Source organism: Rhodococcus sp. BH4 (genome assembly GCF_002079265.1).
Classification (GTDB): Bacteria; Actinomycetota; Actinomycetes; order Mycobacteriales; family Mycobacteriaceae; genus Rhodococcus_F; species Rhodococcus_F qingshengii.
On the sequence record NZ_CP014941.1, the window covers coordinates 2,701,582 to 2,724,112 of the forward strand.

At 61.7% G+C, this 22,531-nt stretch carries 20 protein-coding genes; 19 read left to right on the forward strand and 1 reads right to left on the reverse strand.

Going from position 1 to position 22,531, the window contains the following annotated elements:
• Positions 1 to 136 precede the first annotated feature (136 nt).
• The 18 genes from A0W34_RS12600 (at position 137) to A0W34_RS12680 (ending at position 18,135) form a co-directional block, all read left to right on the forward strand.
• A complete protein-coding gene (locus tag A0W34_RS12600; protein WP_007735070.1) occupies positions 137 to 1,831 on the forward strand; it encodes a cutinase family protein in 1,695 nt (564 codons plus the stop codon).
• A gap of 159 nt (positions 1,832 to 1,990) precedes the next feature.
• Positions 1,991 to 2,320, forward strand: a complete 330-nt coding sequence (hypA, locus tag A0W34_RS12605) for a hydrogenase maturation nickel metallochaperone HypA (protein ID WP_073512368.1) — start codon at positions 1,991 to 1,993, stop codon at positions 2,318 to 2,320.
• 2 nt (positions 2,321 to 2,322) lie between these two features.
• Entirely contained in the window at positions 2,323 to 3,123 is an 801-nt protein-coding gene (gene hypB / locus A0W34_RS12610; RefSeq protein WP_081557755.1) for a hydrogenase nickel incorporation protein HypB, read from the forward strand.
• Between the two features lie 181 nt (positions 3,124 to 3,304).
• Positions 3,305 to 4,420, forward strand: a complete 1,116-nt coding sequence (locus A0W34_RS12615; RefSeq protein ID WP_007735073.1) for a NiFe hydrogenase small subunit — start codon at positions 3,305 to 3,307, stop codon at positions 4,418 to 4,420.
• A gap of 54 nt (positions 4,421 to 4,474) precedes the next feature.
• Positions 4,475 to 6,268 (forward strand): nickel-dependent hydrogenase large subunit, encoded by a 1,794-nt coding sequence (locus A0W34_RS12620; RefSeq protein ID WP_007735075.1) that lies wholly within the window; start codon positions 4,475 to 4,477, stop codon positions 6,266 to 6,268.
• Positions 6,269 to 6,271: 3 nt separating this feature from the next.
• On the forward strand, positions 6,272 to 7,174 hold the full coding sequence (locus A0W34_RS12625) for a NifU family protein (protein WP_030535602.1): 903 nt from the start codon (positions 6,272 to 6,274) through the stop codon (positions 7,172 to 7,174).
• Between the two features lie 19 nt (positions 7,175 to 7,193).
• Positions 7,194 to 7,814: a DUF5947 family protein gene (locus A0W34_RS12630; protein WP_168798986.1), complete on the forward strand. Its 621-nt coding sequence runs from the start codon at positions 7,194 to 7,196 to the stop codon at positions 7,812 to 7,814.
• The gene (locus A0W34_RS12635) at positions 7,811 to 8,449 is read left to right on the forward strand and encodes a DUF6084 family protein (RefSeq protein WP_007735081.1); all 639 of its coding nucleotides are present in this window, start codon (positions 7,811 to 7,813) and stop codon (positions 8,447 to 8,449) included. Before A0W34_RS12630 ends, A0W34_RS12635 begins: the two co-directional genes overlap by 4 nt.
• Positions 8,446 to 9,807, forward strand: coding sequence for a hypothetical protein (locus A0W34_RS12640; protein WP_064444499.1), 1,362 nt, complete (start codon positions 8,446 to 8,448; stop codon positions 9,805 to 9,807). The genes A0W34_RS12635 and A0W34_RS12640 overlap by 4 nt, the downstream gene beginning before the upstream one ends.
• A 48-nt stretch (positions 9,808 to 9,855) precedes the next feature.
• Complete coding sequence (locus A0W34_RS33820) at positions 9,856 to 9,975, forward strand: DUF6893 family small protein (protein ID WP_003942178.1); 120 nt, start codon at positions 9,856 to 9,858, stop codon at positions 9,973 to 9,975.
• Positions 9,976 to 9,981: 6 nt separating this feature from the next.
• Positions 9,982 to 10,476 carry a hydrogenase maturation protease gene (locus A0W34_RS12645; RefSeq protein WP_081557756.1) on the forward strand — a complete coding sequence of 165 codons (495 nt, stop codon included), beginning with the start codon at positions 9,982 to 9,984 and terminating at the stop codon, positions 10,474 to 10,476.
• A gap of 3 nt (positions 10,477 to 10,479) precedes the next feature.
• On the forward strand, positions 10,480 to 10,767 hold the full coding sequence (locus tag A0W34_RS12650) for a HypC/HybG/HupF family hydrogenase formation chaperone (RefSeq protein ID WP_007735086.1): 288 nt from the start codon (positions 10,480 to 10,482) through the stop codon (positions 10,765 to 10,767).
• The gene (gene hypF / locus A0W34_RS12655) at positions 10,764 to 13,052 is read left to right on the forward strand and encodes a carbamoyltransferase HypF (protein ID WP_081557757.1); all 2,289 of its coding nucleotides are present in this window, start codon (positions 10,764 to 10,766) and stop codon (positions 13,050 to 13,052) included. The genes A0W34_RS12650 and hypF overlap by 4 nt, the downstream gene beginning before the upstream one ends.
• Positions 13,053 to 13,068: 16 nt before the next feature.
• Entirely contained in the window at positions 13,069 to 13,368 is a 300-nt protein-coding gene (locus tag A0W34_RS12660; RefSeq protein ID WP_003942168.1) for a HypC/HybG/HupF family hydrogenase formation chaperone, read from the forward strand.
• Positions 13,365 to 14,477, forward strand: a complete 1,113-nt coding sequence (hypD, locus tag A0W34_RS12665) for a hydrogenase formation protein HypD (protein ID WP_081557758.1) — start codon at positions 13,365 to 13,367, stop codon at positions 14,475 to 14,477. Before A0W34_RS12660 ends, hypD begins: the two co-directional genes overlap by 4 nt.
• Positions 14,467 to 15,537 carry a hydrogenase expression/formation protein HypE gene (hypE, locus tag A0W34_RS12670; RefSeq protein ID WP_064688775.1) on the forward strand — a complete coding sequence of 357 codons (1,071 nt, stop codon included), beginning with the start codon at positions 14,467 to 14,469 and terminating at the stop codon, positions 15,535 to 15,537. The genes hypD and hypE overlap by 11 nt, the downstream gene beginning before the upstream one ends.
• Positions 15,537 to 16,286: a DUF6390 family protein gene (locus tag A0W34_RS12675; protein WP_042922579.1), complete on the forward strand. Its 750-nt coding sequence runs from the start codon at positions 15,537 to 15,539 to the stop codon at positions 16,284 to 16,286. The genes hypE and A0W34_RS12675 overlap by 1 nt, the downstream gene beginning before the upstream one ends.
• Positions 16,287 to 16,317: 31 nt before the next feature.
• Positions 16,318 to 18,135 (forward strand): ABC transporter ATP-binding protein/permease, encoded by a 1,818-nt coding sequence (locus A0W34_RS12680; protein ID WP_081557759.1) that lies wholly within the window; start codon positions 16,318 to 16,320, stop codon positions 18,133 to 18,135.
• A gap of 82 nt (positions 18,136 to 18,217) precedes the next feature.
• On the opposite strand, the gene A0W34_RS12685 is transcribed toward A0W34_RS12680, so the two are convergent.
• On the reverse strand, positions 18,218 to 20,623 hold the full coding sequence (locus A0W34_RS12685; RefSeq protein ID WP_081558799.1) for a LuxR C-terminal-related transcriptional regulator: 2,406 nt from the start codon (positions 20,621 to 20,623) through the stop codon (positions 18,218 to 18,220).
• A 153-nt stretch (positions 20,624 to 20,776) separates the two neighbouring features.
• Between A0W34_RS12685 and A0W34_RS12690 the strand changes: the two genes are divergently transcribed.
• Positions 20,777 to 22,441, forward strand: coding sequence for an alpha/beta hydrolase (locus A0W34_RS12690; protein ID WP_081557760.1), 1,665 nt, complete (start codon positions 20,777 to 20,779; stop codon positions 22,439 to 22,441).
• Positions 22,442 to 22,531 lie beyond the last annotated feature (90 nt).

Genomic DNA, 22,531 nt, shown 5'->3' on the forward strand with positions numbered 1-22,531 from the left:
GATTCCCTCCCGAGTCGCCACGGAAAATCGTTACCCGTTGTAACGCTCCTCTCGTACTGGACGACTACTCGAATGACGTTGCGTGACGCCCCGGGGGTCGGTCGTACGTTTTCCAAAAGTTGATTGGGGAGAAGATATGCCGGTTCGTGGGTTCTTTTCGCGACATCGAATACTGGCGGGTGCAGTAGCGCCCGCAGCGCTCGGCGTGGCCGCACTGGTCGCGGTTGCGGTCGCTGTGGACTCTCCGGAGTCACGCACGATCGAGACACAATTGACGTCGTCGGTCACCGAGTGTCACGACATGGTCAGCATCGCGGTTGCCGGTCGACACGACACACCGGACGCTTCGACGGTGAAGATGTTGCTGGGAGCCGACGGGAAGCCGCTGCCGGCCGCCCTGTCCGGTGACTACAAGAGTGAACGCGTCGACCAGGTGATCAACCCGGCAGGCTCCGTCAACGCGAACAAGCCCGGCTCGTACGCGGCTGTGTACATCGCGTACCCGGCCAACATGGCGTCCTACGAGGATGCCGTCGCTGCCGGCGCTGCAAATACGCAGTCCGTGATGAGTGCCATCGCCAAGGAATGCCCGAAGACTCAGTTCTCGATCGTCGGGTACAGCGAAGGCGCCGATGTGGTGCGTCGCGTCGCGATGGACATCGGTACGCAGGAGAACAACGAGTTCGGGGTCGACCCGGACAAGGTTGTCGGTGTGGTCATGCTGGCGGATGCAGGCCGTGAAGCGGGCGACGGCACGTTCCTCGGTGCCACGAATCCGTTCACGAACCCGGATAACTTCAATACGAAGTACCAGAACGGCACCTCCGCGACACCTGGCGAAGGTGTACTCCCCGGCACTGCCGGAGGTTTCGGCAAGCTGAACGGCAAGGTCGCGTCCTTCTGCTCGGACGGTGACTTCACCTGCTCGGCTCCCAGCAACATCTCTCTGTTGATCTTGGCGGCAAATGTCGGTCGGCAGTTGAACATCGACCAACTCGAAGCGCAGGGTCTGAACCCGGCCACCGGTCAGGACGTCGCGGTGGTGTTCGGCCAGATCGTCTTCGAGGCGTTCGCAGACATTTCGTCCAATCCCAACTGGATGCAGAGTGACGAGACATTCCTTCAGGTGATGCTCAAGGTCTCGGATCCGGAGTACAAGCCCGGAAAAACACCCGCGCCGGCGCCGGTAGCCGAGGGCGAGACGGTGTCCACCGACAAGGTGTCTCCGCTGGCATATCTGCCGCAGAAGCTTTTCAAGGAGATTGTCGGTCTGATTGCTACCAACCAGAACACGATTCCCGTGATCTTGAGCGACCCCTACCAGCAGACACTCGCTCCAGACGTCGGACACCACTTCGATTACTGGCGAGATGCGGATGCGGCCAACGGCAAGCCGTTGACTTCAGCTGAGTACGCAGCGGCCTGGCTCACCTACCTCGCCCAGCAGGCGAAGGAAGGAAAGCCCGTCGACACAACTGCGAAGCCGACCCCGGAACAGATCAGTGCTGCTGTCGATGCCTACATGGCTGACGGCAATGCTGAGGGCGACGCCGCGGTGGCTGAAGGCACCGGAACCGGTCAGGCACCGGCCGGGACCACTGGCTCCACGGGATCTGCTGGAGCGCCCGCAACCACGTCACAGGTGCCTGCGGCAGGATCGGCGTCGGTCACATCGGGAGCGGTTGCCACTCCGACGGGTTCGGCGGCAGTGACGCCGACGTCGACAGTTCCGACCACACCGGTAGCGGGAACGGATGCAACGACGGCGCCCCCGACTACGACAGTGACGTCGACGACCACGACGACGAAGGTGCCGGTTCCGAACCCGTAATCCTTCGCGCCGGCGTTCGTCACACGAATAACGCTGTCACAGGCTGCGATCCGCAATAGTTGCGGATCGCAGCCTGTTTTCGTGTACGGGTTACGCACAGAGACCGTTGGTGCTTATCGTGGAAGGGAGGTTTCCGGATCACGAATCGTGGGTTTCACCGTGCACGAGCTGTCCATTGCGCAGAGTGTGGTCGAAGCCGTGTGTGAGCGTGCCGGCGAGCGACGAGTATCGAGCGTGCGGCTTGAAGTGGGGCAACTCTGCGCGGTGGTTCCACACTCTCTGCTGTTCTGCTTCGACGTCGTCACCGCGGGTACTCACGCCGAAGGTGCCAGCTTGCACATCGATGAGATTGCAACCAGCGCGCGATGCAAAAGCTGCGGCGTGATGTTCTCGCCGCCCGACATGTTCTTGCTGTGTGAATGCGGCAGTGCTGATGTCGAGGTGCTTGCCGGCCGAGAGTTACGGATCCTGTCGATGGAAGTGAGCTGAGCATGTGCGCGACGTGTGGGTGCGGGGACACCACAGGACCTCGGGTGTCGGTAGTCGCAGACGGAGAACACGAGCAGGAACACGACGATCATGGGCACGGTCACGAGCATGACCATGAGCACGGCCACCCCGACCACACCGTGATTCTCGAGCAGCAGGTGCTCGCCAAGAACGACGGCATTGCGGTTCACAATCGTCAGTGGATGCGGAGCCGCCGAATCACGGCGCTCAACATCATGAGTTCCCCCGGCGCGGGGAAGACGACATTGCTGGCGCGAACCATCCGGGAGCTCGGATGTCAGCGACCGATAGCCGTGATCGAAGGTGACCAGGAAACCCGGCTCGACGCCGAGCGGATCCGAGAGACCGGCGCGTCGGTGGTGCAGGTGAATACCGGGGCCGGATGTCACCTCGATGCCGCGATGATCGACCGCGCACTGCGCGCCTTGGATCCCGCTGAAGAATCGCTGCTTCTGATCGAAAACGTCGGAAACCTGGTGTGCCCCGCGCTCTTCGACCTCGGCGAGGAAGGCAAGGTTGTCCTAATTTCGACGCCGGAGGGGGCAGACAAGCCGAAAAAGTACCCACACATCTTCGCTGTCGCGGACCTCGTGGTGATCAACAAGATCGACTTGCTCCCGTACGTCGAGTTCGACGTCGATGCCTGCGTCGAGCAGGCGAGAATACTCAATCCTGCTGTGCGCGTTGTTGTTTTGTCTGCCACGACAGGTGAGGGCATGGGCGAGTGGTACGAGTGGATCGGTAGTCGTTCGGCGATTTCTCCGGTGGCCGTTGACAACTGATCTGCTCGGGTAGTTAATGAAATGAGTGGGTGCCACGCAAGTGGGCCGAGGTTCGACTCCGGTGGCGTCAGCGTTTCGGTGCCGCGGCAATTCGAGACCACAGAGTCTTGAGGCCATAGCGTGTCAGGCCAGTCGCGGCGCTGAGAGTCAAGGCGCAAGTGCACCCGTGAAAGCGGCTGACATGGACACACAAAAATCGACTGCTGGCACCACGGCGGAACCTGCCTCCGAAAGCGCAGCTACCCCCGCAAGCGCAGCGGCCAAAGCGGAAGAAACTCTGATCCACGTGCTGTGGATCAATGCCGGTCTCAGTTGCGACGGAGATTCGGTGGCGCTCACTGCAGCCACGCAACCCAGTATCGAGGAGATCGCGCTCGGCGCCTTGCCCGGCCTGCCGCAGGTAGCGGTTCATTGGCCGCTCATCGACTTCGAATGCGGACCGCAGGGTGGCGCTGACGATTTCCTGGAGTGGTTTTGGAAAGCCGACCGCGGAGAACTGGAACCCTTTGTTCTTGTCGTCGAAGGATCGATACCGAACGAGAAACTTCACGACGAGGGGTATTGGTGCGGCTTCGGGAACAATCGCGAAACCGGCCAACCGGTCACCACGAGCGAATGGCTCGACAAGCTGGCACCGAAAGCCACTGCGGTAGTTGCTGTCGGCACGTGTGCGACATACGGCGGAATACATGCGATGGCCGGCAATCCGACCGGTGCGATGGGTGTGCCGGACTATCTCGGGTGGACCTGGAAATCGAAGGCGGGCATCCCGATCGTCTGCGTTCCAGGGTGTCCCATTCAGCCGGACAACCTCTCCGAGACCCTGACCTACCTTCTGTACATGGCCACTGATCAGGCGCCGATGATTCCCTTGGACGAATCCCTGCGCCCGCAGTGGCTTTTCGGTGCCACCGTACACGAGGGCTGTGACCGTGGTGGGTACTACGAGCAGGGTGAGTTCGCGACGGAGTACGGGTCACCGAAGTGCATCGTCAAACTCGGATGTTGGGGACCGGTCGTGAAATGCAATGTCCCCAAACGTGGTTGGATCAACGGAGTCGGCGGGTGTCCTAATGTCGGCGGGATCTGCATCGGGTGCACGATGCCGGGATTCCCCGACAAGTTCATGCCGTTCATGGATGAACCACCTGGCGGCAAACTCTCCACCAATGCGGTGGGAATGTACGGGTCCGTGATCCACAGTCTGCGCCGGATCACCGGTCACACGTTGGACAAGGAACCGCACTGGCGCGAGCGCGGGTCGAAGTTGCTCACCGGTGCAACGCGTACGTGGTGACCGACCGGATACATTCAAATCAGTTCGTGAGCAACGTCTCTGGGAGGCACTGCAATGACGGCCATCGTTCCCGAACCCACCTCGACTGCGGACCGCGACGGTCTCGTCGAGATGGCGTGGGACCCCATCACCCGAATCGTCGGCAGTCTGGGCATCTACACCAAGATCGACTTCGCCAATCGCGAAGTGGTGGAGTGCCACAGCACGTCGTCGATTTTTCGTGGGTATTCCCTGTTCATGAAGGGGAAGGACCCGCGCGACGCGCATTTCATCACCAGTCGTATCTGCGGCATCTGCGGTGACAATCACGCCACATGCTCGTGCTACGCACAGAACATGGCGTACGGCGTCAAGCCGCCGCATCTGGGCGAGTGGATCGTCAATCTCGGCGAGGCCGCCGAGTACATGTTCGACCACAACATCTTTCAGGAGAATCTTGTCGCCGTCGACTACTGCGAGAAGATGGTCTCCGAGACGAATCCCGGTGTGCTGGCGCAGGCAGAGAACACGCGCTGCCCGCACGAGGAGCAGCACGGGTATCGCACCATCGCGGACATCATGCGGACTCTCAATCCGTTCACGGGTGAGTTCTATCGCGAAGCGTTGCAAGTCTCGCGTTCGACTCGCGAAATGTTCTGCTTGATGGAGGGCAGGCACGTTCACCCGTCGACGCTCTATCCCGGCGGCGTCGGCACCGTCGCGACGATCGAACTGATGACGGACTACATGTCGCGGCTGATGCGGTACGTCGAATTCATGAAGAAGGTCGTGCCGATGCACGACGACCTGTTCGACTTCTTCTACCAGGCGATGCCTGGTTACGAAAAGGTTGGCCTGCGGCGGACCCTGCTGGGTTGTTGGGGATCGTTCCAAGACCCCGAGTACTGCAATTTCTCCTACAAGGACATGACCGACTGGGGCCGGAAGATGTTTGTCACTCCCGGTGTGGTTGTCGACGGAAAGTTGGTCACCACGGATCTGGTGGACATCAACCTCGGTATCCGAATCATGCTGGGCTCCTCGTATTACGAGGACTGGAGTGATCAGGAGATGTTCGTCAAAACCGATCCGCTGGGTAACCCGGTCGATCGCAGGCACCCGTGGAATCAGCACACCAACCCCCACCCGCAGAAGCGGAACCTCGAGGACAAGTACAGCTGGGTCATGTCACCGCGATGGTTCGACGGAAAAGACAACCTTGCTCTGGACACGGGCGGGGGAGCATTGGCTCGTCTGTGGAGCACCGCTCTGGCCGGCCTGGTCGACATCGGATACCTGGAGTCGACCGGACACAGTGTGAAGATCAATCTTCCGAAAACAGCACTGAAGGGTCCTGTCTCGCTCGAGTGGAAGATTCCCGAACATGGCAGCAATACCCTCGAAAGAAACCGCGCGCGAACGTATTTCCAGGCATACGCAGCCGCGGCTGCCCTTCATTTCGCCGAGAAGGCGCTTGTCGAGATCCGGGCCGGCCGGACCAAGACGTGGGAGTCGTTCGAGGTCCCGGACGAGGGTATCGGTTGCGGATTCACCGAAGCCGTCCGCGGAGTTCTCTCACACCACATGGTGATTCGTGACGGAAAAATCGCGAACTATCACCCGTACCCACCGACACCGTGGAATGCGAGCCCGCGCGACAGCTACGGAACCCCCGGTCCGTACGAGGATGCCGTGCAGGGTCAGCCGATCTTCGAGGAGAACGATCGAGACCACTTCAAGGGCATCGACATCATGCGGACCGTGCGTAGTTTCGATCCCTGCCTGCCGTGTGGTGTTCACATGTATCTCGGCGGTGGCAAGACCCTGGAGAAGTTGCACTCTCCGACGCAGTCCGTGACCGGGGAGTGATCGATGGAGCAATCGGCCGACTACTGGCGCGGAGCAGGTGAGCGCATCGAGACGTTGTTGCAGGCCAACGCCGGCGCAGGCCCGGTGGCGAGAGATCGCGCCGAGCAACTGGTGCGTGAGGTCGTGCAGTTGTACGGCGCAGCACTCGAACGCACCGTCGCTCTGGCAGATCCGGCCACGATGGATGCGATGGTTCGCGACGATCTGGTGTCCAGCCTGCTACTGGTGCACGGACTTCACCCGCACGACGTGGAGACCCGCGTCCGCACTGCGCTCGACAGCGTGCGTCCGTACCTCGGTTCGCACGGAGGCGACGTCGAACTGATCGAGGTGGCGGACGGCGTGGTGCGACTACGGCTTCTCGGAAGCTGTAACAGTTGCCCTTCGTCCTCGGTGACCCTCGAAACCGCGGTCCAGGACGCGGTGCAGGCGGCGGCACCCGAGACCACCGGAATCGACGTCGAAACACCGGATTCGCACGAGCTGAAGTCGGGTGTGATTTCGGTCGAGTCCCTGTTCTCGCACGTTCACGCCGACGGGGGAGGTACGCACTGGGTGGAGGTCCCCGAATTCGCCGAAGTCGAGGTGGGAGAGGTCGCGGGCTTCCGCGTGTCGGGCACCGATCTGTTGGTCTGCCGCTCCGGTGACGATCTGTACGCGTATCGCGACCATTGCCCGGTGTGTGAGCACTCGATGGCGGGGGCTGTGCTCGAACGCATGATGGGCCGTCCTGCCCGAGACGCCGCTGTCCTCACCTGTCCGACGTGCTCTGCCCACTTCAGTGTGTACGGGGCGGGAGCGCGGGTGGGCACCGGCTCCGAGCACCTGGCGCCTGTGCCGGTGCTGATTCGCGACGGAGTGCTCTCGGTCGCGCTTGCTGACGAGTCTGTGATACCGGTGACCTAGCCGTGAACGCAGCCCCGTCATGAAAGTCACTGTGGGAGAGGTGCTCACACGAATCGCCTCGTCGCGTGTCGTTCCGACCGGACCGAGGTGTGAGATGTGTGCGGCGGGCATAGGCGACGAACACCAGCACGTCGTGGACGTACAGGTCCGGAGCCTGATGTGCGTGTGCCGACCGTGCTATCTACTCTTTGCACCGGTCGACGCGGACCTTCGATACAAAGCGGTTCCCGATCGGTACCTCGAGTTTCCGGACTTCGACCTCGGCCCTGGCCGGTGGGAGTCTCTGGAAATCCCCGTCGGCCTGGCATTCTTCTTCCGCAACTCACTCCTCGACAAGTACATAGTCTTCTATCCGGGACCGGCCGGAGCTACCGAATCCGAGTTGCCCATCGACTCGTTCGAGACTGTGCTCGAGGAGAATCCGGGGCTCACGCAGATGCGGGCCGACGTCGAGGCGTTGATCGTGTCGGTGCCCACGTCAGGACAATCGCCGAGATGCTTCGTTGTTCCCATCGACGCCTGTTACGAACTGGTGGGACGATTGCGCACCGTGTGGCGCGGATTCGACGGTGGCCAGGATGCCGCACGCGCAGTGGACGAGTTCTTCGGGCGCGTCGAGGCGCGAAGCAGGTCGGCATGACTGTTCTCGACTTCTCGATCGACAACATGGAGGTGGAACCGTACGCGGTTACGCCGAATCTGACGGTGAGATTGAGAATGTCGGAATCCACCGGCACGACCGTCCGTGCGGTGGCTCTGCGCGCGCAGGTACGAATCGAACCACACCGCCGACCGTACTCCGACGCCGAAGGCGAAGGTCTGCGCGATCTCTTCGGTCCGCGGGAGCGTTGGTCGAGTACGCTGCGCACCTTCCTGTGGATGGAATGTTCCACGGTCGTTCAAGGATTCACCGGAACAACGGTCGCGGCCTTGCCCATGGCGTGTACGTACGACTTCTCGGTGACGGCGTCGAAGTACATGCACGCACTCGGAGACGGAACGATTCCGATCGTGGTTCTACTGAGCGGCACGGTATTCACCGACGGACCGCGTGGTTTCTCCGTGCAGCAGATCCCGTGGGACAGATCTGCTGCCTACGAATTGCCGGTCGACGTGTGGAAACAGCTGATGGCTGCGCATTATCCGGCGTCTGGTTGGGTACGCCTCGACCATGAGACGATTGCCGATCTCGTGCGGTTCAAGGCAGCGCACGGCCTCACGGACCTCGATTCAGCCGTGCGGCAGTTGCTGACGGCGAGCCAGGTGCCGCGATGACTCGAACGGGGATGGATCACGACGTTCGGGCCGTGGCCGACGCCGTCCTGTACGAGGGATATCTTCTCTATCCCTACCGGGCCGGCTCGGCGAAGAATCAATCCCGTTGGCAGTTCGGGGTTCTCGGACCGCCCGGCGCCGCCGAGGTCGGAGTCGGCGAGGAACCGTCGATGTCCGCGCAATGTCTGCTCGGCGAATTCGAGCGGAACGGCGTCGAAGTTTCTGCGACTGTGAGATTTCTGCACCACCAGTCGCGGACGGTTGAACGACTCGGCGCCGGCGGGGCGTGGATCCCGGTCGATCGGTTGGTAGTCGGCGAGCGGGAGTCGATCTCGTGGGACGAAGCCACCGAGTCCGAGATCGTGTTGGGTCCGTGGGGTCTGGACGAACTCGAGGCCGGCGTCGAAGAAACCTTCTGTGCGGCCGGAGTTGTCGAAGGAGAGACTTTGTCGGACTCTCGGGGCAGGGTGGTCGGACGGATCGTTCGGACACGGCTTCCGGTGAATGGCCTCTTGGCAGTGAGCGCCTCCGCCGGGGACGGACGCACGGTGATTTCCGTGACGATCATGAACGCCACGAGCGTCGACGCACGGGACAAGGGCACGGCCACCGCGCAATCGATGCTGGGGACTCACGTCATTGTGAACTGCACAGGCTCGAGGTTCCTGTCGTTGTTCGAAGAAGCAGATCACTCGGAGCAGTTGCGGCAAAATCGCTGTTATCCGGTGCTTGCGGGGACCGAGGACCCCACTCACCCTGGCACATCTCCCACCGTTCTGGTGTCACCGATCATCCTGTACGACTTTCCCGAGATTGCGCCGCAGAGCGAGGGATCTCTCTTCGACTCGACCGAGATCGACGAAATTCTCACCCTGAGAATCCTTGCCATGACCGACGAGGAAAAGGCGCGGGCGCGAGCTACCGACTCCAGAGCTGCCGACATCATCGACCGATGTGAGCGATTGACGGACGACGATCTAGCCGGCCTGCACGGTGTGCTGCGAAATCCGCACGCCGGTTCTGATCTGATACCCGAGGTGCCTGACGGTGTGGACTGGTGGACCCCGGAAGCCGACACCAGTGTCCAACCACGCACCGACGCAGTTCTGATCAACGGCGTCCGTGTCTCTGGTGGAAGTACGGTTCGGCTCCACCCCTCACGCCGCGCTGATGCTCAGGACCTGTTCTTCGACGGCCGGATCGCCCACGTCGCCACCATTCATGAAGACGTGGACGGCGACATTCATGTTGGGGTGACACTGTTGGACGATCCGGCCGCCGATCTGCACAACTGGTACGGCCGCTACCTGTACTTCGCGCCGGACGAGATAGAGCCGATGCCGCGCGACAGCGCGTGACGTACTCACAGCTATCGAACTTCACAGCTATCGAGAGGAGAACTCGCCATGAGGAGCATGGGATTGCTGTCGACGGCACTTCTCGGCGCCACCGCGATCGCAGCCGCGATCGTCCTGGTGGTGTCGATGCCGGACATCCAGCGCTATCTGCGAATGCGAAAGATGTAAAGCGCTGTGCGCGTGCTGATTGCAGGTGTCGGAAACCTTTTTCTCGAAGACGACGGATTCGGCCCCGAAGTTGTTCGGGCGCTGCAGCATGAGAATCTCCCATCGGGAGCTCACCTGGTCGACTACGGGATTCGGGGCGTGCATCTGGCGTACGACTTGTTGGAGTCGTGGGACGCCCTGGTCCTGATCGATGCCTTACCGGCGACCGGAGTCCCGGGCAAGCTCGCGATCATCGAAGTGGAACCCGAAAGTGAAGGCCCGCAAGGAGGTTTCGACGCGCACTCGATGCATCCGAGTTCGGTGTTTGCCAGCCTGCAGGCCCTCGGCGGAACACTCCCGCGGACGTTCGTGGTGGGGGCACATGCGAAATCGATCGGCGACGGAATCGGATTGAGTGCGGAGATGCGTGATTCGGTAAGGCAAGCCGCTTCTGCGGTGCTGGCACTCGTCCGGTCCATCGACGTGGACTGTGATGCCACCACACTGGGGCCGGAGGTGTGAGTCATGTGTCTGGGGATTCCGGGACGGGTACGCGAACTACTGGACGGATACGGAGGTCAACTCGCTCTCGTCGACGTGGAGGGGGCACCACGCAAGGTCAACATCGGAATGCTCGACGAAGGCACCGTCACGGCAGGTGACTGGGTGGTGATCCACATGGGCTTTGCAGTCGAGAAGGTCGACGAGCAGGGAGCTCGCCACGCTCGGGCCGGCCTCGAACTGATGGGCCGTGGTGGCCACGACGGTGAGGTAGTCGACTCCGATACTGGTAACGGTGAGGTCGGGACATGAAGATCGCCTGCCGTGTCATCGTTCGTGGCGTAGTCCAGGGGGTGGGCTTCCGGCCGTTCGTCCATGCGACCGCCACCGAACTGGGACTGTCGGGTTCGGTGGGAAATTCTGCTCTCGGTGTCGTGATCGACGTCGAAGGCGACGGAGAGACAATCGATGCATTTGTCGCTCGGGTGCGAAACCGCCCCCCACCGCTGGCACGGGTGGAGTCGGTGGAGCGCGAGGACTCGCGGCCGGTTGGTCGTGAGGGGTTTTGCATAGTCGAGACGGATGCGGGGTCGGTCGGGCGAACCTTGGCGCCGGCGGATGTCGGGATCTGCGACGACTGCCTCCGGGAACTGACTGATCCGAGCGATCGGCGATATCGTCATCCATTCATCACCTGCACCAACTGCGGTCCGCGATTCACGATCATCGAATCGCTACCCTACGACCGGGCCGCTACGACGATGAAGCGATTCCCGTTGTGCGCGAACTGTGCGGCGGAGTACGTGGATCCCGCCGACCGCCGGTTTCATGCGCAACCGATTGCCTGCCCGCAGTGCGGTCCAACGCTATCGTTCGTGGAAGGGGACGCGCCCGCCGTGACCGGTGAGGGTGCACTGCTACGAGCCCGATCCCTACTGCGAGACGGGAAGATTCTTGCTGTCAAGGGAATCGGAGGATTTCACCTGGCTTGTGATGCCCGCGACGACCGCGCGGTTCACGAGTTGCGTGAACGCAAGCATCGAGCAAGCAAGCCGTTGGCGGTGATGGTGCGCGATGTGCCAGAAGCCAGAGAGTTGGGTGTGGTCGGTGATGCCGAGGCTGATGCCATGTCCTCGCGCGAGCGCCCGATTATGCTGGTTGCCAAAGCGTCTGGATACGCGCTTTCCCCCTTGATTGCCCCCGGCATTCCGGATATCGGAATCATGCTGGCCTACAACCCGATTCAGCATCTTCTTCTGGGTTTGGCCGGAGAAGAGGCGGGCCCAGCGGTGTTGGTCATGACATCGGCGAACATCGGCGGTGAGCCGATTCTGTACTCCGACAACGATCTCGAACGATTGGGTGACCTGGCCGACGGGGTATTGACCCACAACCGTCCGATCTTGGTGCCGTGTGACGACTCGGTGATGCGAATAGTCGGCAGTGGAAGACAGTTGCTTCGACGCTCGCGCGGATATGCTCCGCTGCCTGTCACCGCGCCGTTCGACGTACCGCCTACCTTGGCGGTCGGGGCCGACCTGAAGAACACCTTCTGTCTTGCCGAGGACGGATATGTGTGGCCGAGTCAGCACATCGGAGACATGGGCGACCTCGCTGTCATCGACAGTTTTGCTGCGTCGGAGAGTCACTTCGAATCGATCACGGGGGTGGTGCCGCACCAGATCGCCTGTGACGAGCATCCGCGGTATCGCTCGTCCTCGTGGGCTCGCAGTCGTAGTGGTGACCGACCGGTGCGCATCGTCGGGCATCACCACGCACATGTGGCTTCCGTGATGGGGGAGAACGGCCGGGACGGGAGCGAACCAGTTCTCGGAATAGCGTTCGACGGCACCGGCTACGGGGCGGACGGCGCAGTGTGGGGAGGGGAACTACTGCTGGCGACGTACAAGGGTTATCGCCGTCTCGCGCATCTTGGATACGTACTGCTGCCCGGGGGCGATGCCGGAGTGGAACGGCCGTACCGAATGGCGCTCGCCCACCTGTGGCATGCCGGGTTGGACTGGGAATCCGACCTCGCGCCCGTGGCAGCCTGTCCGCCCCGAGAGCAGTCGGTCCTACTTCACCAGATGGAAACCGGTTTCGGGTGCGTTGACACCTCCAGCATGGGACGGTTGTTCGACGCAGTCTCCTCGCTGACCGGGGTCCGACAGAGGGTCGACTACGAAGCGCAGGCCGCCATCGAGTTGGAGGGGGTGTCGAGGGGAGTCGACAGCGCCGGTTCGCGGTACACCTTCGATTGGACGCAGTCGGACGACGATTCGTGGACAGCAGATCCGCGGTCGGTCATTCGGGCTGTTGTCCGCGATCTCCGGGAGAAGTTGCCCGCTGAAGTGATCGGCGCCCGTTTCCACGAATCCGTAGCGCACCTGGTGCTCGAGTGGGCAATTCGTGGCCGGGAACTGGCGGGAGTGGACGAGGTAGTACTCACCGGAGGTGTCTTTCAGAACCCTCTACTGCTCGTTCGGGCGTGTGATCTGCTCTCAGACGCTGGATTCACGCCGTTGACAGGACTGGAGTTGCCGCCGAACGACGGCGGTCTCGCCTACGGCCAAGTGCTGGTGGGGAGTTCGTCATGAGGTCAGGAGTTGTGTCATGTGCCTAGCCGTACCGGGACGTATCGAGTCCCTGGAGGAACGCGACGGAACGACGATGTCGGTGGTGAACTTCGGTGGCGTCCGAAAAGAAGTGTGCCTCGAGTACATTCCGGGCGCCCAAGTCGGCGAGTACGTCGTGGTGCACGTCGGATTTGCCATCCAGCGACTCGACGAGGAATCCGCTCGCAGCACGCTGGCGGAATTCGAGCACCTCGGCGTACTCGAAGAGGAATTCGGTGACGGGTTCGAAAGGGCTGCCCGGGCCGCGGGGATCGAACCGAAGGAGACGGAATCATGAAATATCTGGACGAGTTCTCCGATCCGGAACTGGCCGGCAAACTGCTGGATCAGATCCGTGCGCTGGCCACACGGCGATGGGCGATCATGGAAGTGTGTGGTGGTCAGACACATTCGATCATCAGACACGGCATCGATCAATTACTTCCCCAACAGATCGAGATGATCCACGGACCCGGATGCCCGGTCTGTGTCACCCCGCTCGAGATCATCGACAAAGCTCTCGACATCGCGGCAAGACCCGATGTCATTTTCTGCTCCTTCGGGGACATGTTGCGAGTTCCGGGGAGTTCGTCGGATCTGTTCCGCATCAAGAGCGCCGGCGGTGACGTGCGGGTGGTGTACTCACCGTTGGATGCACTGACTATCGCCAAGGAGAATCCGGACCGGCAAGTGGTGTTCTTCGGGATCGGATTCGAGACCACCGCGCCGGCCAACGCCATGACCGTCTATCAGGCCAATCGCCTGGGTATCGAGAACTTCTCGCTACTCGTCTCGCACGTTCTGGTCCCGCCGGCGATGGCCGCGATCATGGATTCGCCAGAGTGCCGCGTGCAGGCATTTCTGGCGGCCGGGCATGTATGCAGTGTGATGGGAACGTCGGAGTACCCGGCGCTGGCCGAGAAGTACAAGGTCCCGATCGTCGTCACCGGATTCGAGCCGCTGGATCTGCTGGAGGGCATCAGAAAGACGGTGCTGCAGTTGGAATCGGGTCGATACGAGGTCGAAAATGCTTACGCCCGTGCCGTCACCGCGCAGGGCAACACCGCAGCGAAAGCGATGCTCGAGGATGTGTTCGCCGTGTCGGACCGGACGTGGCGCGGCATCGGATCGATCCCGGACAGCGGTTGGCAGCTGGCACCGAAGTATGCGTATTTTGATGCCGAAGAGCGTTTTTCGGTGACCGAAATCCATACCGACGAGTCGAGCGTCTGCCGTTCCGGAGAAGTGTTGCAAGGTTTGATCAAGCCACACGAGTGCAGTGCCTTCGGGAAGGAATGCACTCCGCGGAATCCGCTCGGTGCCACGATGGTGTCGTCCGAGGGGGCGTGCGCCGCGTACTACCTGTACCGGCGCCTGGAACTTCAGGAGGCGGGTCATGCCGGCTGAGGAGACCGCTGTAGTGGACTTGTCGGCGTGGGTCTGCCCACTGCCGCTGCGTGATTCGCCGAACATCGTCATGGGGCACGGCGGTGGAGGAGCGATGTCCGCCGAGCTCATCGAGCACCTGTTCCTGCCCTCGTTCGGAAGCGCTGCCGATGCAGAACTCGGTGACTCGGCCGTATTCGACGTCGGCGGGGTGCGGCTCGCGTTCTCGACCGACTCGTATGTCGTCAAACCCATGGTGTTTCCCGGCGGAACGATCGGCGATCTCGCTGTCAACGGAACGGTGAACGACCTGGCGATGGTGGGAGCGCAGCCATTGGTGATGTCGACGGCATTCATCCTGGAAGAAGGGACGGCGCTGACCGACATCGCGGGAATCGCGAAGGCGCTCGGTGAGGCCGCGCACGTTGCCGGCGTTCGGCTGGTGACAGGTGATACCAAGGTCGTCGATGCCGGTCACGGCGACGGAGTCTTCATCAACACCGCAGGAATCGGGATTGTCGCAGACGGGGTGGACATCAGCCCCACTCGCGCACAAGTGGGTGACGTCGTGATCGTCAGCGGCGACATCGGCGTTCACGGCGTGGCCGTGATGAGTTGTCGCGAAGGTCTCGAATTCGGGACCGAAGTGCGCAGTGATTGTGCGGCCCTGAACGGCGTGGTGGCCGACATGATTGCCACCGGCGTCGACATCCACGTCCTGCGCGACCCTACGCGGGGCGGAGTCGCCGCGACCCTCAACGAGATCGCTCAGGCGTCGAACATCGGGGTTGCGCTGGTGGAGCGAGATCTGCCGATTCCCGCGGACGTGCGCGACGCCTGTGGGCTACTCGGCTTGGATCCGTTGTACGTCGCAAACGAGGGCAAGTTGATCGCTTTCGTTCCACGCGAAGATGCCGCCCTGGTTCTGGAAGCGATGCACGGCAATCCACTGAGTGTGGGAGCCGCCGTGATCGGGGAGTGTGTGGCCGAACATCGCACCATGGTGGTGGCGCGCACGGCATTGGGAGGCAATCGGGTAGTGGATCTGCCGGCAGGTGAACAACTCCCGCGGATCTGCTGATGACTGCCGTCGGTATGAACGGGCCGGCATTGTTTGCCCGCTACGCGTATCCGCCGAACGAGTTGGGTTACTGCGGACCCGACGATCCTTCAGTGCTGCTTCGTCTGGCCAGCGGCAACTCGGGCAGCGGCGACCGTGATCGCGCTCGTCAATTCGACGGTGCGTGGCCGTACCTCGAGGCATTGGCTGTAGGAGCGGGCATCGACGACCCTCTGGATTCGCGAGTGATCGAAGCCTATTGGGTGGGAGGTGATCTCCTCGACTCTCTCGATTCGGGGAAGTTGTTGCAGCACCTGAGAAAAGCATTCGGTGAACGCGAGAACACCGGGTTCCTCCCCGTCCTCGGGGGTCGGGACCGCGCGCTCGCGCACCACAGTTTTCACGTATTTCTGGTGTATCCGTGGGTCAAGCTTCTTCGGAAGCGCGGTGCGGTCCCACTGTCCGTCCTCCAGAACTGCCGGATCAGATGGGGAGTGGTCGAGGACGTCGGCGAGGAGCATGCATTGGTGGTTTCGTCCCCGCTCGAGTTCGACGGTGAGCAACTCGCACGCGGCCGACCGGCAACGCAGAGAGTGCGGTGGAGGGTCGAGGGCAACGCGCTTGCGGCGATGCCCGTCCCCGGCGCTGTGGTGACGATGCACTGGGATTGGGTGTGCGACAGGATAACGGCAGAGCAATCACGTGCATTGGATGCCGCGGAAGACTCGGGATTGCGGATCGCGAACCGAATGCTGTCGACCGATATGTGATCGTCAGTTCCCCTCCAGGACGGAGGCTACGGTGAATTGGGGTAGCGCGGTAACGGACAGCGCACTGTGGTTGGCAGAGGCATATGCGATCACGGTAGCGGTTCTCGTCGTCACCGCGCTGCTGCTAGCTCGGTATACCCGCTGGGGCAACCAGTTTCGGCGAATGGCTTGGCCCTACTTCGATCCCCGGCGCACCGTCATTCCGCTGTCGATTCTCGCGTTACTGCTGCTGCTCACGATATTCGGTGTCCGCGTGACGGTGTTGTTCTCGTACTGGTACAAGGATTTCTACGACGCCATTCAGAACCTCGACGAAACCGCTTTCTGGCACTACCTGCGAGTGTTCGCGATATTGGCCGCAGTCCACGTCGCTAGCTCACTCGTCGTCTACCTGGTGGGCCAAACACTGGATATCAATTGGCGCAGTTGGCTCAATGACACATTGACCGACGATTGGCTCGACGGCCGCGCCTACTATCGCGGAAACTTCCTGGAGAACCCCGTCGACAATCCGGACCAACGTATTCAGGCAGACATCACCGCATTCGCGACGTCGTCCCGCACGTTGTCCATGGGCGCCGTCGCCGCAATGGTCTCGATCGTCAGCTTCACCAAGATCCTGTGGGATCTGTCCGGGCCGTTGACTGTTTTCGGTGCCGAGATTCCGCGAGCGATGATCTTTCTCGTCTACATCTACGTGTTGGTGACCACGGCACTCGCATTCTGGATCGGCCGGCCTTTGATCATGCTGAACTTCTTGAACGAGAAACTCGGCGCCACCTTCCGGTACGCGTTGGTTCGACTACGGGAGTACGGCGAAAGCATCGCCTTCTATCGCGGAGAGAACGTCGAACGACGCACGCTCGGACTACGTTTTGCTGCAGTGATCCGCAATATGTGGGCGATCGTCTTCCGGACGCTCAAGTTCAGTGGCTTCAATCTGGCAGTGGATCAGACAGCGGTGGTGTTTCCGTTTCTGGTCCAGGGATCTCGATTGTTCAGCGGGCAGATCACTTTCGGCGACGTGATGCAAACTGCTCAAGCATTCGGCCAGGTGCACAATTCGTTGTCGTTCTTTCGAGAGTCCTATAGCGATTTTGCAAGTTTCCGGGCCACACTGATTCGTTTGACCGGGCTCGCCGATGCCGATCGTCGTGCCCGCGCACTTCCCGTGCTCGACGCGTTCTCCGCTGGCAGTCATTTGGTTGTTCGGGGACTCGACGTGCGCACGCCGGTTGGTGAGGCGTTGATCTCCGAACTCGACATGTCACTGGGGCCCGGCGATGCACTGCTGGTGAAGGGTCCGTCGGGTAGCGGCAAAACCACGCTGCTCCGCAGCATCGCGCAGTTGTGGCCGTACACAAACGGTTCCGTGACCACCCCGGTCGGAGACGTCCTGTTCCTCTCACAACGGCCATACCTACCATTGGGTTCTCTGCGCGCGGGTTTGGCATATCCGGACCAGTTGCCCTCAGGTCAGCCGAACACCGGGCGCTCGGACTTCGACGACCGCAGGCTCCACGACGCGCTCGCCGAGGTGCATCTCGCACATTTGATCGGTCGGCTCGACGAGCCGGCTGATTGGACTCGAATTCTGTCGCCGGGCGAACAACAACGGTTGGCGTTCGCCCGAGTCCTCCTGATCCGACCGCGAACCGCATTTCTCGACGAGGCGACATCCGGAATCGACGAAGGCCTCGAGTACACGCTCTACGACATCCTTCGCCGTGAACTGCCCGACAGCATCATTGTCAGCGTCGGGCATCGCAGCACCCTCGACGTTTTTCACAATCGACAACTCGAACTGCGCGGTGCGGGACACTGGACTCTCGCTGATCACGAAGGCTGAGCAAACTTTCGACGGTCGGATTCTTGCGACAGGATTCGGCCGGGTTACCCGCCGCGCCGCGATCGATCGAAGACACCGACCGTCACGAGGTCGAAGGGTTGCGGAAGTCGTTTGTGTGCTGGAGCACCCAGGCCGCAATCCTGGTGCGCGAGTCGTACCCCAGTTTGTTCAGTATGTGATCGACGTGGCCGTCGACAGTGCACTGAGAAATGACCAGCTTGTCCGCGATTGCTCGGTTGGTCAGGCCCTGTGCGACGAGTTCGGCCACCTGCTGCTCCCGCGGAGTCAGCACTTCGTCAGCCGCCGATTTCGGTGATCCACCGGGCGGTTGCTCTCTCAGCGCGCGGGCCGCTGCGTCGTCGAGAGTCAGAGCTCGTCCATGATCGAATGCTGTTTGAAACACCCTGTCTCCGATCCGGTTACGAGCCTCGGTTACGCTGTTTTCGTGGTACGGGACCATGCTCCTGAAGGTGTCCATCGGGCTGCCCGTGGCGGTGAACAGCGTGTCGGCAGCTCCCATCAGTGTGGCTGCCAGCTTTGCGTCCCGGTCGACAAGCGTCCACGCGATTTCCTCGAGGCACCATGCACATCCGAACTGGTTACCCAGCCCTCGAAGCAATCGGAGAGAATCTTCGAGTAGCTCGATACCGCGAGCGTGGTTGCCATGACGCCACAGGGCGGATCCGTAGTCCGACATCGTCATCGACCGCCACAAGATTTCGCCGCGCGATTCGGTGAGGGCCAACTCCTCCTCGTAAATGCTTGCAGCCCGGTCGGTTTCGCCGAGTGCGTCGACGACGAAGGCGAACCAGTAGAGCGCGGGTACCAGACGGGCGATGTCGTCGTTTGCCCGGAATGCTGCGACAGCCTGCTCCAGGTACTCGGCGCCGCGCACGAGATCGCCGTCGGCGACCGCGACGAATCCGAGCGTGTACCGCGCCAGTATGCGACCGTCGTCGTTCCGCTGCATCTCGGCCTGTCGCCGAGCCTCTTCGGCAATGCTTGTCGCCGAAGCGATATCTCGTTGGAGGGCTGCCAGCAGTGCGCCTGTCGCGGCGGCCTCGACTACCGCCTCACCGAGAGTGCCCTCGGTCAGTTCGGGCACCTCGGCCAGGGCGCGACCCAACCAGTAGCGACCTTCGTTGAATCGACCACGTGCAAGCCAGTAATCATGCAAGGCACTTGCGGTACGCAATGTGGCTTCGACCGAGTCGGGTTCGGTCAGACCGAATTCCAACGCGGTGCGCACGTTGGGTAAGTCGCGGTCGATCCGCGTCATCCAATCGATTTGGTGCGGCCCCGTCCAGTCGACTCCGGCGCGGAAGACGAGTTGCCTGAACCACTCACTGTGCCTGCGCTGCAGCGAGACCCACTCGTCGACTGACACCAGTTCACGCCCGTAGTCGCGAAGAGTCTCGAGTAGGCGGTAGCGGACGTACGAGCCGTTTTGTTCACGGATGAGGATCGACTTGTCGACAAGGGACATCACGAGATCGCCCAAGTCGTCGTTCTGTGCTTCGTCGGCGAGAATTCCTTCGACGGACCCGAGATCGAAGCTACCCGCAAATACGCTCGAGTTCGCCCACAACGACTTCTCCGGCGGCGTACACAGATCGAAGCTCCAGTCGATACTCTGTGCAAGCGTTTGTTGACGCGCTGGAGCGTTCCGGCTGCCCCGCGTCAGCAGTTGGAAGCGGTCGTCGAGTTTTTGCAGGATCTGATCGACCGACATCGCCCTCAGTCGGGCAGCCGCCAACTCGATCGGCAGCGGTAGTCCTTCCAACCGGCGGACGATCTTCTCCACAGCCGCGCTGTTCTCGCTGGTGATGCGGAAGTCCGTCACGGAGGAACGTGCCCGCTGCTCGAACAGCATCATCGCATCACCATCGCGGGTGTCGGTTGGCGACGGCGCCTCGTTGGGAAATCGCAGAGGCGGTACCCGTAATACCATCTCGCCGGGAATGTCGAGCGGTTCTCGGCTGGTCGCCAGAAGTGCCAATCGGGCACAGCACCGGAGAAGTTCGGCGGCGGTGTCGGCAACCCAGCCGATGAGGTGTTCGCAATTGTCCAGAACAAGCAGGACACGTTCGTCGACGAGACGGCCGATCAGTACCGATCGCGGTGACCGCGTAGATCGGTCTTGTACTCCGAGTGCGGCAAGAATCGTCTGATCGAGAAGTGCCGGCTCCCGCAGTTCGCTGAAGTCGACGAACCAGACGCCCCCGGGGAACGCACGGGAGGAATCATCGGCGGCACGGAGCGCCAAGCGGGTTTTGCCGACCCCACCCAGGCCCGTAAGGGTCACAAGCCGGTAGTCCGACAGCAGGCGTCGGACTTCTTTGGCCTCGGACCGACGACCGACGAAACTGCTCAGTTCGATCGGTAGGTTTCCTCGTTTTGCCGCCATGAGAATCGCGCCGAATTTGTACGTGCAGAGTGGATTGACCCCACACAGTGTACGCGGAATCGCGTGTGTGAAATCTGTCAAGGCACCACCGGTGTTCGCCCGTGATTGCCGTTGGGCCGAAGCTTTTCGGTGCATGACGCGGAATAGCGAACACTTTCCACCGACGTAGTTCGCGCCTCATTCGAAAGGGATGAGAGGCGCATTTCATCTTTCTGGCGCACTTACGATTCGGGCATGAAACGTGTGTGGGAAGGTGTGCGGCGCTACGGCAAGACGCTGCACTCGGTCGGGTTGTCGTTCGGTCTGGTGTTTTTCGTCCTCTCGATGAGCCCGTCCCTCTTACCGCGCGCGTGGTACCTGCAGGGCGTGGCAACCGGTATTTCCGTCGCCACCGGGTACGGCATCGGTGTGAGCGTGGCGTGGATGATCCGCAAATGCGGAGTCGAACCGACATGGTCGGACCGGACCAAGCGGATCGGTTGGGCCGTACTCGCCGTACTGGCAGTGATATTGGTGCCTCTTTTTCTGATCTTGGGTTCGTGGTGGCAGCAGATCGTCCGTGATCTGGTCGAGGCGCCTCGCGTGAACCGGGCGAACTATCTTCTGGTGCTGCTGGTTTCGCTAGTGGTGTGGTTGATCTTGCTGGAGGCGGGTCGCGGTCTGCGGCATCTCACCAGAGGACTCGCTGCCGTTGCTCTGCGGTTTGTTCCCAAGGAAGCAGCGAAAGTCGCGAGCTTGGTCGTCGTCTTCGCGTTGGCGATCTTCGTCGTCAACGGTGCCCTCTACAACGGGCTCATCGCTTTTGCGAACTGGAGTTTCTCCGGCGCGGACAACGACACGCCCGATGGTATCGACCAGCCTCTGATCGCCGAACGCAGTGGTTCACCCATGTCTGCGGAGGCATGGGATTCGCTGGGCAAGGAGGGTCGCACTTTCGTGGGTAGCGGGCCGTCTGCGGTGCAGATTTCCGCGCTGACCGGCCGGGACGCGAAGCAACCCATCCGCGTGTACGCCGGCCGTGAGTCGTCGGATTCCGTCGACGGTGTCGCGCAGCGGGTCGTCAACGAACTCGAGCGCACCGGCGGCTTCGACCGTGCCGTCCTGGCAGTAGTGACCACCACCGGCCGCGGCTGGGTGAACGACGACGTGGCGTCCGCTTTCGAATACGTCCAGGGCGGCGACACCGCCATCGCGGCGATGCAGTACTCGTTCCTTCCCAGCCCTTTGGCATTCATCGCCGATCGCGAAACCCCGATGGCCGCAGGCCGGGCGCTGTTCAACTCTGTCTATGCGAAGTGGATCGATCTGCCGCTCGACAAGCGCCCCAAGCTTGTCGTTTTCGGCGAGAGCCTCGGATCGTACGGGGGACAGGCCGCGTTCGCGGGAGCACAGGACATGGCGACGCGGGTGGATGGGGCGTTGTGGTCGGGGACTCCGAACTTCACCGCTCAATGGCAGGAGATCACCAGCAGTCGTGACTCCGGCTCACGGGAAGCCGTGCCGGTGATCGACGACGGGCAGTCGATTCGTTTCGCTGCCTATCCGGAGGATCTCGAACTGGATGCGCCGTGGAACGACTCACGCGTCATGTACTGGCAGCACGCCAGCGACCCAATTGTCTGGTGGTCTTTCGACCTGCTTCTGAACAAGCCGGACTGGCTTGCCGAGCCTCTCGGCCGTGATGTCGATCCGGGAATGACGTGGATACCGTTCGTGACATTCTGGCAGGTGACACTCGACATGGTCTTCTCGGCGGACGTTCCGCCAGGTCACGGGCACAACTACGGTGCCGAGGCGGCGGACATGTGGGCGCGGATCCTGCACCCCGACAACTGGTCTCAGTCGGACACCGACGCGATTCGCGGCGCTCTGACGAACGACTTTCAACCCACCAAGTAGTAGTGCGGAGTGCGGACCTCGTGACGGTCTCTCGTCGTTGGACCGGGAGTACTCGCTCTAGATCGTTCTATCACTGTTTGTCAGCTATCT

Coding starts and splice junctions, on each gene's coding strand:
- A0W34_RS12640 (WP_064444499.1), top strand. CDS start 8,446: ATGACTCGAACGGGGATGGATCACGACGTTCGGGCCGTGGCCGACGCC.
- hypB (WP_081557755.1), top strand. CDS start 2,323: ATGTGCGCGACGTGTGGGTGCGGGGACACCACAGGACCTCGGGTGTCG.
- A0W34_RS12690 (WP_081557760.1), top strand. CDS start 20,777: ATGAAACGTGTGTGGGAAGGTGTGCGGCGCTACGGCAAGACGCTGCAC.
- A0W34_RS12675 (WP_042922579.1), top strand. CDS start 15,537: ATGACTGCCGTCGGTATGAACGGGCCGGCATTGTTTGCCCGCTACGCG.
- hypE (WP_064688775.1), top strand. CDS start 14,467: ATGCCGGCTGAGGAGACCGCTGTAGTGGACTTGTCGGCGTGGGTCTGC.
- A0W34_RS12620 (WP_007735075.1), top strand. CDS start 4,475: ATGACGGCCATCGTTCCCGAACCCACCTCGACTGCGGACCGCGACGGT.
- A0W34_RS12625 (WP_030535602.1), top strand. CDS start 6,272: ATGGAGCAATCGGCCGACTACTGGCGCGGAGCAGGTGAGCGCATCGAG.
- A0W34_RS12615 (WP_007735073.1), top strand. CDS start 3,305: ATGGACACACAAAAATCGACTGCTGGCACCACGGCGGAACCTGCCTCC.
- hypD (WP_081557758.1), top strand. CDS start 13,365: ATGAAATATCTGGACGAGTTCTCCGATCCGGAACTGGCCGGCAAACTG.
- A0W34_RS12630 (WP_168798986.1), top strand. CDS start 7,194: ATGAAAGTCACTGTGGGAGAGGTGCTCACACGAATCGCCTCGTCGCGT.
- A0W34_RS12635 (WP_007735081.1), top strand. CDS start 7,811: ATGACTGTTCTCGACTTCTCGATCGACAACATGGAGGTGGAACCGTAC.
- hypF (WP_081557757.1), top strand. CDS start 10,764: ATGAAGATCGCCTGCCGTGTCATCGTTCGTGGCGTAGTCCAGGGGGTG.
- A0W34_RS12660 (WP_003942168.1), top strand. CDS start 13,069: ATGTGCCTAGCCGTACCGGGACGTATCGAGTCCCTGGAGGAACGCGAC.
- A0W34_RS33820 (WP_003942178.1), top strand. CDS start 9,856: ATGAGGAGCATGGGATTGCTGTCGACGGCACTTCTCGGCGCCACCGCG.
- A0W34_RS12650 (WP_007735086.1), top strand. CDS start 10,480: ATGTGTCTGGGGATTCCGGGACGGGTACGCGAACTACTGGACGGATAC.
- A0W34_RS12600 (WP_007735070.1), top strand. CDS start 137: ATGCCGGTTCGTGGGTTCTTTTCGCGACATCGAATACTGGCGGGTGCA.